Here is a 10,244-nt window from a genome sequence, read left to right as displayed (position 1 = left end):
CACGCCCCGACCCGACCGAACCGGCAGACCCGGCAGACACCGGCTGTCCCCGGCAGACACCGGTCGGCACCGGTCGGCACCGGTCGGCACCGGTCGGCACCCGGCCACCGCCGCCCCGCCAACTGAACTGTCCCGGCTCGTCATTGACGGCCCGACACGGGTGATCTTGCTCACTTCGGCGAACGGCCGCCCGTCGAAGGCGGGAGCGTGTCAGTCCAGCGCGACGGAGGCCCGAGTGGGGTGCCTCAGGTCCGTTCCGCGGGCCAGCCAGCGCTCCTGCAACTCCTGGGCGCCGTGCACCCGCTTCCAGGCTGCCTCGTTCGGCGTCATGGGCAGCAGCGGCAGGAACCGTACGGGCTCCATGGGCTCGTCGAGTTCCAGGTCCTCCACCAGACCGCCCGGCTCGGCGACCAGCACCGAGGTGAACGGGGCTCCGGGCCACAGCGGTTCGCCGACGTCGAGAGAGGCGCCGGGGGTCACGACCACACCCTCGACCTGCGGGGACGCGGCAAGAACGGCGAGCGGGCGGAGCACCTTGTCGGTGTCGGCGAGACCGCTGCGCACCGACAGCACCAGCTCCGCGCGCGGGCCCGCGACCGGATCCGCGATCACCGCCGTGGGGTCGGCCATGGGCTGCGCGGACATGCCGAGGGTGGCGTAGCGCACGATGTCGCCCTCCTGGAAGCGCAGCACCTCGACGCGGTCCGTACCCAGAAAGGTGACTGCCGCGCGCGCGACCGGCTCGCCCAGAGCCGTGAGCAACCGGGCCTCGACCAGAGGAAGAACATCTGCCATGCGGCGAGCATAGAACCCGTCGGCAGCAGGCGAAGCGGCACCTTGACACAGCGGTCGGCTGCTAGTCTGGCCCGGTGGTTCGGGGCAGCACGCAGGAGGCCCCCCAGGCAACGCCCAGGCCCGGCAGGGCATTTTCAGGGCACTGGGAGAGTCCGCGGAGCCCCGGTACCGCTATGACACTCCCCCTACGGGGGAATCCCCTTCAAGGGGATGAGGATCGTCCCTTACGAGGGACCGGCCGGAGGAGGTGGGGCTGGCATGGACCGAAGTCGACCGTGCAGTAGCACCCGCTCTTCCACCCGTTGATGTAGCTGCTCCGTTCCGGCTGTCACCTCGCATCATCGCGTCTTCATCGGAAGAGCATTTCGTTTCGTCCCGACTGATCTGCCCCAGTAGCTGCATCAGCGACGAGACTCGCCACCGCGACGGTGCGGTGCTCCCCGCTTTGTGGACGTGCCAAACATCCCCTGCCCGGGCTTTTTTCCGGAAGCCGGGTCATCTCTGGTCAGGACGTCCTCATTCCGGGTGGTTCCACCCGTCGCGCCGGCGCCTTTCGTTGCCCGTTTCGCGAAGGAGCCCGCCATGTCGATGATCCGCGACCTGCGTGCCGTGGTCCGTCCCTCCCGTGCCCCGCTGCGCAAGGAGAGCAGCGCGCCGTACGACACCACCCGCGATCCTGCGACGACCACCGCGGTCGTCGACTGCGCCGTCTACCGCGACGGCCGTCGTGTGGAGACCGAGAGCCCGCTCACCCCTCAGGAGGCGATGCGCCTGGTGCGCCGGGACTCGGGCTTCGTGTGGATCGGCCTGCACGAGCCGACCGAGGACGAGTTCGCCGGTATCGCCCGCGAGTTCGGGCTGCACCCACTGGCCGTGGAGGACGCCGTCCAGGCCCACCAGCGGCCCAAGCTGGAGCGCTACGACGACTCGCTCTTCACGGTCTTCAAGACCATCCACTACCTCGACCACGACCGGCTCGACTCCGGCAGCGAGGTCGTCGAGACCGGTGAGGTGATGTGCTTCACCGGCCGGGACTTCTTCATCACCGTCCGGCACGGCGGCCAGGGCTCCCTGCGGGGCCTGCGGCACCGCCTCCAGGGAGACCCCGAACTGCTGGCCAAAGGCCCCTCGGCGGTCCTGCACGCCATCGCCGACCACGTCGTCGACGGCTACATCGCGGTCGCCGACGCGGTGCAGGACGACATCGACGAGGTGGAGACGGAGGTGTTCTCGCCGGGCCGGGGAGGCACCCCGCGCGGCACCGACGCCGGACGGATCTACCAGCTCAAGCGGGAGGTGCTGGAGTTCAAGCGGGCGGTGTCACCCCTGCTGCGGCCCATGCAACTGCTGAGCGAGCGGCCGATGCGGCTGATCGACCCCGAGATCCAGAAGTACTTCCGGGACGTCGCCGACCACGTGGCCCGGGTGCACGAGCAGGTGATCGGCTTCGACGAGCTGCTCAACTCCATCCTCCAGGCCAATCTCGCGCAGGCCTCCGTGGCGCAGAACGAGGACATGCGCAAGATCACCTCGTGGGCCGCCATCATCGCCGTGCCGACGATGGTCTGCGGGGTGTACGGCATGAACTTCGACTACATGCCGGAGACGGACTGGAAGTACGGCTACCCGGTGATCCTCAGCGTGACCGTGGCCCTCTGCCTGGGCATCCACCGCACGCTGAAGCGCAACGGCTGGCTCTGACACCGGCTCCGGAATCAGAACCGGGACCGGAACCGGGATCGAAGGCTCGACGGGCCCCGGAGCCGGCCCCCGGGATCCGGCCCCGGGATCCGGAATCCGGCTCGGAGGCCCTGGATAGGCTGGGCCCATGACAAGTGCGACCAGTGCGCTGTTCGACCGGGCCCTCGTCGAGGAGGCCACCAAGAAGTCCGGCCTCGTCTGGGTCCGGGGTCCCGGTGGCCCGGCCCGGCCACTGTGGCACGTGTGGCACGAGGGCGCGATGTGCCTGGTCGGCGACGGTCCCGGGGAGCAGCCGCTGCCCGGGCTGGCGGACGGCGGGCCGGCCGAGGTGACGGTGCGCAGCAAGGACAAGGGCGGCCGGCTGGTCTCCTGGGCCGCGACGGTCGTGGAGCTGCCCTCCGGGTCCGAGGAGTGGGACGCGGCGGTCGCCGTGCTCAAGGGCAAGCGGCTCAACGCACCCGACGGCGAGGCGATGACGGAGCGCTGGGCGCGTGAGTGCCGGGTGCTGCGCCTGGAGCCGACCGGGGCGACGGCACCGCTGCCCGAGGGTTCCCTGGCCGAGCCCCCGCTGCCGACGCCGGTGACGACCCGGCACCCGGCCCCCGCGGGCCTGCCCCGGCTGCTGGCGGGACGCAGGAAGCGCCGCTGACCAATCGCCCCGCCCGGGTCCTCCTACGACGTCGGGAGCTGGCCCTCGTAGTCCAGCGTCTCGTCCTCGGCCGGCTGCTCCAGGGCGAAGTCGGCGCCCCAGGCCGAGAAGGTGAGGGTGCCCGCCTTGCCGGCGCGCACCAGGCGCAGCGGGTACGGCTTGCCCTCGAGGGAGACGTCCAGGGTGCCGCCGGAGCCCGCGTCGCCGGTGATGCGGATGGTGCGGACACCGCCCTGCTCGTGGTGGCCGTCCGTGGCGAGGGTGCCGTGCAGGGTCAGCAGACTGTTGAGGAGGACGTCCTTGTCCGCGAACCCGACGAACTTCTTGTACGAGGGGTCGCCCTCCGGCACCTTCACGTACTTCTCGGCGAGCTTGCCGGCCGCCGCCGCGTCCGAAGCCCCGCCCCCGTCCCCCTCGCCCTCGCCCTTCGCGCCGTCCTCGCCGGTCCCGTCGTCCGCCTGGCCCCAGAACTTGGCGTCGGCCTTCAGGAAGAGCTCGTCGTCGACCTTCAGCAACCGGAACGTCCGGCCCTCGGCGGTGACCGATCCGATGCCGCCCTCGGGCTTGAGCCGCATGTCGAGCGTGTACGTACGCCCGCTGGTGACGACGTTTCCGTGCAGCCGCACGGTGTCGACGGACTTGGCGGCCGTCCGTGTCCTGTTCTGGATCTCGGCGGCGGACAGCTTGCCGACGCCGTTGGTGCCCTTGTTCGGGTCTTCTTCCTCGGAGGAGCATCCCGTGAGCGCCATACCGGTCACGAGCAGCACGCACACGGCACTCGCCAGCGTGGCTGTGCGGGAACGGCCCGGGGAGATCGGAGTCACAGGTTGCGCTGCCTCTCTGACGGGGACCTGAACGGCGTACCGCAGATTACCGGGGCCGTACCGGCCGGTCGGAGGCAGTCCGTCCGGACCGGCCACGAGGGCACCGCTGATCGGGACGGGCTAGCCTGAAGCCGCCCGAACGGGCCATCCGGACAACCGACACAGCAGCGGACAGGACAGCACAGCAGGGCCAGAGCAAGCAGCAGCACACACGCACGGCAGCACCGACCCGTACGAAAAGGAGCCGCCGCCATGGCAGCGGGCGCCCCCCGGTTCTTCGTCTCCCACATCTCCGGCGTCGCCGCCTTCGATCCGGCCGGTGACCTGGTGGGGCGTGTGCGCGATCTGGTCGTGATGCTGCGGGTGGGCGGGCGACCACCGAGGCTGCTCGGTCTGGTGGTCGAACTCCCCAGCCGGCGTCGCATCTTCCTGCCCATGAACCGGGTGACCGCCGTGCAGTCCGGTCAGGTCATCACCACCGGCGTGCTCAACGTCCGGCGCTTCGAGCAGCGGCCCACCGAACGGCTCGTCTTCGGCGAGCTCCTGGACCGCAGGGTGACGCTCGTGGAGACCGGTGAGGAGGTCACCGTCCTCGACCTGTCGGTGCACCAGCCGTCGGCCCGCCGGGAATGGGTGATCGACCGGGTGTTCGTCCGCAAGGGCCGGAAGGGCGGAACGTTTCGGCGGGGCAAGGGGGAGACGCTCACCGTCGAGTGGTCGGCGGTCAGCGGGTTCTCGCTGGAGGAACAGGGGCAGGGCGCCGAGAATCTGCTCGCCACGTTCGAGCAGTTGCGCCCCGCCGACCTGGCCAACGTCCTGCACCACCTCTCCGCCAAGCGCCGCGCCGAGGTGGCCGCCGCTCTGGACGACGACCGCCTCGCGGACGTGCTGGAGGAACTGCCCGAGGACGACCAGGTGGAGATCCTCGGCAAGCTGAAGGAGGAGCGCGCCGCCCACGTCCTGGAGGCCATGGATCCGGACGACGCCGCCGACCTGCTCTCCGAGCTGCCCGAGGAGGACAAGGAGCGGCTGCTGAGCCTGATGCAGCCGGAGGACGCGGCCGACATGCGGCGCCTGATGGCGTACGAGGAGCACACGGCGGGCGGTCTGATGACGACCGAGCCGATCGTGCTGAGGCCCGACGCGACCGTCGCCGACGCCCTGGCCCGCATCCGCAACCCGGACCTGTCCCCGGCGCACGCGGCCCAGGTCTACGTGTGCCGTCCGCCGGAGGAGACCCCGACCGGCAAGTACCTGGGCACGGTCCACTTCCAGCGGCTGCTGCGCGATCCTCCGTACACGCTGGTCGGTTCGATCCTCGACGACGATCTGCAGCGTCTGGCACCGGAGGCGGCGCTGCCCGTGGTCGCCGGGTTCTTCGCCACGTACGACATGGTGGCGGCGCCCGTGGTCGACGAGACGGGTGCGCTGCTGGGCGCGGTGACGGTGGACGACGTACTGGACCACATGCTGCCGGACGACTGGCGGGAGACCGAGTTCCATCTGAACGAGAACGACGCACCGAACGGCGCGGAGGACACGGACGACGCGGACGGCAGGGGCGTCGGGGACGACGAGGGGGTGGTGACCGATGGCGCCTGAGCGCGACGGCGTGCGCGAGCAGCGTCACCCGGCGGGCGCCACGGCCGCCGGCCGCGTGCGGACGCCCCGGCTGGACCAGCCGCGTCCGCCCAGGCGCCGGCTGCTGCCCGAGTGGGATCCGGAGGCCTTCGGGCGCCTTTCGGAGCGGATCGCACGTTTCCTGGGGACCGGCCGGTTCATCGTCTGGATGACGGTCGTCATCATCGTGTGGCTGGTGTGGAACGTGTCCGCGCCGGAGGAACTGCGCTTCGACGAGTACCCGTTCATCTTCCTGACCCTGATGCTGTCCCTCCAGGCCTCGTACGCCGCCCCGCTGATCCTGCTGGCGCAGAACAGGCAGGACGACCGCGACCGGGTCAACCTGGAGCAGGACCGCAAGCAGGACGAGCGCGTGATCGCGGACACCGAGTATCTGACCCGGGAGATCGCCGCCCTGCGGATCGGGCTCGGGGAGGTCGCGACGCGCGACTGGATCCGCTCGGAGCTCCAGGACATGATGAAGGATCTCGAGGAAAGACAGAACGGACACCGGGACCATCACGGCTCCATCGCGGCAATGCGGGCACAGAGGTCTCCCGGACGTGACGCAGACGACCAGTAGCGGGCTTACCGGGGGACGTGCGGAGCGCCGTACCATCGACACCATGGCTACGGAAGACGCGGTGCGCGAGGCACTGGCGACAGTGAACGACCCCGAGATCAACCGGCCCATCACCGAGCTCGGGATGGTCAAGTCCGTGGAGATCGGGGCGGACGGAGCGGTCGCGGTCACCGTGTACCTGACGGTCTCCGGCTGCCCGATGCGGGACACGATCACGCAGCGGGTGACGGACGCGGTCTCCCGGCTCGAGGGTGTCACGCGGGTCGACGTCACCCTGGACGTGATGAGCGACGAGCAGCGCAAGGAACTGGCGAACGCCCTGCGCGGCGGCCAGGCCGAGCGCGAGGTGCCCTTCGCGAAGCCGGGCAGCCTCACCCGGGTGTACGCGGTCGCCTCCGGCAAGGGCGGGGTCGGCAAGTCGTCGGTGACGGTGAACCTGGCGGCGGCGATGGCGGCCGACGGCCTGAAGGTCGGCGTCGTGGACGCCGACATCTACGGTCACTCGGTGCCGCGCATGCTGGGTGCCGACGGGCGTCCGACCCAGGTCGAGAACATGATCATGCCGCCGTCCGCGCACGGCGTGAAGGTCATCTCCATCGGCATGTTCACCCCGGGCAACGCGCCGGTGGTGTGGCGCGGCCCGATGCTGCACCGCGCGCTGCAGCAGTTCCTGGCGGACGTGTACTGGGGCGACCTGGACGTGCTGCTGCTCGACCTGCCGCCGGGCACCGGCGACATCGCGATCTCGGTCGCGCAGCTCGTGCCGAACGCCGAGATCCTGGTCGTCACCACGCCTCAGCAGGCGGCGGCCGAGGTCGCCGAGCGGGCGGGCTCCATCGCCGTGCAGACCCACCAGAAGATCGTCGGCGTGGTCGAGAACATGTCCGGTCTGCCCTGCCCGCACTGCGGCGAGATGGTCGACGTCTTCGGCACCGGTGGCGGCCAGTCGGTGGCCGACGGACTGACCCGCACCACGGGGGCCAGCGTCCCGGTGCTCGGTTCCATCCCGATCGACATGCGCCTGCGCGAGGGCGGCGACGAGGGCAGGCCGGTCGTCCTGTCCGATCCGGAGTCCCCCGCGGGTTCGGCGCTCCGCTCGATCGCCGGCAAGCTCGGCGGGCGTCAGCGCGGTCTGGCGGGCCTGGCGCTGGGCATCACGCCCCGGAACAAGTTCTGAGCACTCCGGGCGCCCGTACGGGGCCCTGAGAGCCTCTGTGTCGCGTCCGGCCGGGGCGCCGTCCTTCGGGGCGGCGCCCTTCGCCGTACGAGGACGGCGGTACGTTCCCCGCTCAGGACGCGTAGGCGGTGATGTCCTTGACCACGGCGAAGCCCAGCCCGTACGCGCTCATGCCCCTGCCGTACGCGCCGACGTGCACGCCCGCCCGCGTCGATCCCGCGAGCACCCAGCCGAACTCGGACTCCCGGTAGTGGAACGGCGTCGGCACCCCGTCCACGGGGAGGGACAGCGTCGACCAGTCCGGTCCGTCGAGGTCGTCCGCCAGCACCCAGGCCGTCTCCGTCTGCTGCTCCAGCCAGTCGTCGCGCAGGGAGTGGTCCATCTGGCCCGGCCAGGTGAACGACAGCAGCCCCACTCCGGCGAGCCAGGCCGCGGAGGACACGGAGGTGGCCTCCAGCAGGCCGGTGCCGTCCGCGCTGCGGCGCACCGGGTTGGCGGCCACCGTCACGGCGACCGCGAACCTCTCCTTGGTCTCCTGGCCGCTCTGGGCCGTGTACTCGCTGCGCACCGAGGGCTCGTCGCCGTGCCCGATCGATCCGTGCTCGACGACCCCGTCCGCCGCGGTGCCGACCTGCATCAGCCAGCGCCGCCCCGTGAACGCCTCGTCGAGGCCGTACCAAGGGAAGGGCGCGCTCAGGTAGCCGTCGACCGTACGCCGGGCGGAGTGAACCGGTTGTCCGTCCTCCGCGGCCGACGCCTGCGCGACTGCCCGACTCGTCGTCTCCATGCCCGGACGCCTCCTCGCTCTCGTCGGACCGGGGGCGGCCCGCCCCCCTTCGGGCGTACTCGTCCGGACCGCACAACAACTGGGGCAGCATAGCCACCTCTTGGGCACCTGCCCGGGAAACCGCCCGGCGCGTGGGCCGCGTGGACGTCCGGTTCGGGCCGTGCGGGGCCCTGACGGAGTATGAAACGCGTCACGTATGCGGGGGCGTACACCCCCGTGCACCCGGCCGCGGTTGCGCCGGGCGAGGCTCAGGTGGCGTCCGCGTCGAAGGGCGGACGGTCGTCGGCGGCCGCCTTCTCGGGCTTCTTCGTCATGTCGAGGCGACCGCCCGAGGCGGACGCGGAGGAGGCGGAGGAGGCGGAGGACTCGGGGTCGCGGCCCTGGACGGCGTCCGTGACCTCGGCCATCTCCTTCTTCAGGTCGAAGCCGCTGCGGATCTCCTTGAGCCCCAGATCGTCGTTGTCCAACTGCTTGCGGATGAACGTCTTGGGGTTGAGGTCCTCGAACTCGAAGTCCTTGAACTCCGGGCCCAGTTCCTCGCGGATGTCCTGCTTGGCACTGTCCGAGAAGTCGCGGATCTTCCGGATCGTCCTGGTCACGTCCTGGATGACCTTGGGGAGCTTGTCCGGACCGAAGACGAGCACGGCGAGGATGACGAGCGTCACCAGCTCGAGCGGTCCTATGTCATTGAACACCTGAAGCTCCTTGCGATGTCCTCGGCCCTCGGTGGTCAGTGCGTCGACGCGTCCGTGCGTCCGTGCGGTCTTCCGTGGTCCGGGCCGGGTCCACGGTACCCGGCCTCCCCGCACGACCGGTACTGTGCCGGGGCCTCCGGTTGCGTGACGGGGACGGTCTTCGCCGGCTGTTCGCCTTCCCGTGCCTGCCGCACTCCCGTGTCCACGCGCCGCCGTGCCGGCCGTCGTGCCGTCCGGTGTCTAGTCGTCGCCGGAGGAGCCGAGGACCAGCGAGATCTCCCGCTCCTTGCCGCCCCGCTCCAGGGTGAGCTCCAGCCGGTCCCCGGGACGGTGGGCGCGGGTCTTGACGATGAGTTCCTCACCGGAGTGGACGCGCTGCCCGTCGACCTTCGTGATGACGTCGCCGGCCTTGATCCCGGCCTTGTCGCCGGGCCCGCCGGTGCTGACCGGGGGCCCGCCGTCGCTTCCCTCGGTGCCGACGCGGGCGCCGTCACCGGCGTAGTCCATGTCCAGGGTGATGCCGATCACCGGGTGGGTCGCCCTGCCGGTGTTGATCAGTTCCTCGGCGACGCGCTTGCCCTGGTTGATCGGGATGGCGAAGCCGAGGCCTATGGAGCCGGCCTGGCCGCCCTCGGCCTCGCCGCCGCCGGCGGCGGAGCGGATGGCGGAGTTGATGCCGATCACGCGGCCCTCGGCGTCGAGCAGGGGGCCGCCGGAGTTGCCGGGGTTGATCGGCGCGTCGGTCTGCAGGGCGTCGACGTACGACACGTCGCTGCCGTCGCCCTGCCCCCCGCCCGCCGTGATGGGGCGTTCGCGCGCGCTGATGATGCCGGTGGTGACCGTGCCGGCCAGGTCGAAGGGGGCGCCGATGGCGACCACGGGATCGCCCACCTGCACGTTCTCCGAGTTGCCGAGGGGCAGGGGGGCCAGCCCGTCGACGCCCTTGACCTTCACCACGGCGAGGTCGTAGCCGCTGTCCCGGCCGACGACCGTGGCCTCGGCGGTGTCGCCGCTGTGGAAGGTCACGGTGATCTCGCCGTCACGTCCGGCGGGCTGCACGACGTGGTCGTTGGTGAGGATGTGTCCGCGGCCGTCGAGCACGAATCCGGTACCGGTGCCGGCCGACGCCGCCCCGCTGACGTGCAGGGTGACGACGCTGGGCAGGGCCTGCGCGGCGATCCCGGCGATGCTTCCGGGTTCCCGTCCTGCGGGCTCCTCCTCGGCCTGCGGGAGTTCCACGGAACCCACACCGCCGTTGCGCTCCAGCTGGGTGCCGACGACCCCGCCGACGCTGCCCGAGAGGAGCGCGACCAGCAGCATGAGGCCGACGAGCTTCCTCCTGGCCCGCTTGCGCCGCCGGTCCTCCGTGTCGACCGCGCCCCCGGTCTGCTGCAACGGGGCCGCCGCGGCGGC

General features: G+C 71.1%; 10 protein-coding genes. 5 read left to right on the top strand and 5 right to left on the bottom strand.

Features of this window, described 5'->3' with window-relative positions; translation table 11 throughout:
• Nucleotides 1–210: 210 nt before the first annotated feature.
• Nucleotides 211–795: a suppressor of fused domain protein gene (locus tag AOK11_RS35115; RefSeq protein ID WP_055597703.1), complete on the bottom strand. Its 585-nt coding sequence runs from the start codon at nt 793–795 to the stop codon at nt 211–213.
• A gap of 582 nt (nt 796–1,377) precedes the next feature.
• Here AOK11_RS35115 and AOK11_RS35110 point away from each other — a divergent pair.
• The gene (locus AOK11_RS35110) at nt 1,378–2,496 is read left to right on the top strand and encodes a magnesium and cobalt transport protein CorA (RefSeq protein WP_055597702.1); all 1,119 of its coding nucleotides are present in this window, start codon (nt 1,378–1,380) and stop codon (nt 2,494–2,496) included.
• A 127-nt stretch (nt 2,497–2,623) separates the two neighbouring features.
• The gene (locus tag AOK11_RS35105; RefSeq protein WP_055597701.1) at nt 2,624–3,145 is read left to right on the top strand and encodes a hypothetical protein; all 522 of its coding nucleotides are present in this window, start codon (nt 2,624–2,626) and stop codon (nt 3,143–3,145) included.
• Between the two features lie 23 nt (nt 3,146–3,168).
• Here the strand turns inward: AOK11_RS35105 and AOK11_RS35100 are convergent, their stop codons facing one another.
• A complete protein-coding gene (locus AOK11_RS35100) occupies nt 3,169–3,969 on the bottom strand; it encodes a hypothetical protein (protein WP_055597700.1) in 801 nt (266 codons plus the stop codon).
• 252 nt (nt 3,970–4,221) lie between these two features.
• Between AOK11_RS35100 and AOK11_RS35095 the strand changes: the two genes are divergently transcribed.
• Genes AOK11_RS35095 through AOK11_RS35085 form a run of 3 tightly spaced genes read left to right on the top strand, consistent with a single transcriptional unit; the run spans nt 4,222 to nt 7,349 of the window.
• Nucleotides 4,222–5,571 (top strand): magnesium transporter MgtE N-terminal domain-containing protein, encoded by a 1,350-nt coding sequence (locus AOK11_RS35095; protein ID WP_167353870.1) that lies wholly within the window; start codon nt 4,222–4,224, stop codon nt 5,569–5,571.
• Nucleotides 5,561–6,172 carry a DUF1003 domain-containing protein gene (locus AOK11_RS35090; RefSeq protein WP_055597699.1) on the top strand — a complete coding sequence of 204 codons (612 nt, stop codon included), beginning with the start codon at nt 5,561–5,563 and terminating at the stop codon, nt 6,170–6,172. Before AOK11_RS35095 ends, AOK11_RS35090 begins: the two co-directional genes overlap by 11 nt.
• A 43-nt stretch (nt 6,173–6,215) precedes the next feature.
• A complete protein-coding gene (locus AOK11_RS35085; RefSeq protein ID WP_055597698.1) occupies nt 6,216–7,349 on the top strand; it encodes an Mrp/NBP35 family ATP-binding protein in 1,134 nt (377 codons plus the stop codon).
• A gap of 112 nt (nt 7,350–7,461) precedes the next feature.
• Here the strand turns inward: AOK11_RS35085 and AOK11_RS35080 are convergent, their stop codons facing one another.
• From AOK11_RS35080 to AOK11_RS35070, 3 genes are all read right to left on the bottom strand, one after another.
• On the bottom strand, nt 7,462–8,136 hold the full coding sequence (locus tag AOK11_RS35080; RefSeq protein ID WP_055597697.1) for a hypothetical protein: 675 nt from the start codon (nt 8,134–8,136) through the stop codon (nt 7,462–7,464).
• Nucleotides 8,137–8,384: 248 nt separating this feature from the next.
• Entirely contained in the window at nt 8,385–8,831 is a 447-nt protein-coding gene (locus AOK11_RS35075; protein ID WP_055597696.1) for a sec-independent translocase, read from the bottom strand.
• A 240-nt stretch (nt 8,832–9,071) separates the two neighbouring features.
• The coding region (locus tag AOK11_RS35070) for a S1C family serine protease (RefSeq protein WP_055597695.1) at nt 9,072–10,244 on the bottom strand (1,173 nt) is incomplete at its 5' end.

Source organism: Streptomyces hirsutus (assembly GCF_001418415.1).
In the GTDB taxonomy this organism is placed as follows: domain Bacteria; phylum Actinomycetota; class Actinomycetes; order Streptomycetales; family Streptomycetaceae; genus Streptomyces; species Streptomyces hirsutus.
This window is presented reverse-complemented; position numbering and strand designations above follow the sequence as displayed.

Coding starts and splice junctions, on each gene's coding strand:
- AOK11_RS35115 (WP_055597703.1), bottom strand. CDS start 795: ATGGCAGATGTTCTTCCTCTGGTCGAGGCCCGGTTGCTCACGGCTCTG.
- AOK11_RS35090 (WP_055597699.1), top strand. CDS start 5,561: ATGGCGCCTGAGCGCGACGGCGTGCGCGAGCAGCGTCACCCGGCGGGC.
- AOK11_RS35080 (WP_055597697.1), bottom strand. CDS start 8,136: ATGGAGACGACGAGTCGGGCAGTCGCGCAGGCGTCGGCCGCGGAGGAC.
- AOK11_RS35110 (WP_055597702.1), top strand. CDS start 1,378: ATGTCGATGATCCGCGACCTGCGTGCCGTGGTCCGTCCCTCCCGTGCC.
- AOK11_RS35085 (WP_055597698.1), top strand. CDS start 6,216: ATGGCTACGGAAGACGCGGTGCGCGAGGCACTGGCGACAGTGAACGAC.
- AOK11_RS35105 (WP_055597701.1), top strand. CDS start 2,624: ATGACAAGTGCGACCAGTGCGCTGTTCGACCGGGCCCTCGTCGAGGAG.
- AOK11_RS35095 (WP_167353870.1), top strand. CDS start 4,222: ATGGCAGCGGGCGCCCCCCGGTTCTTCGTCTCCCACATCTCCGGCGTC.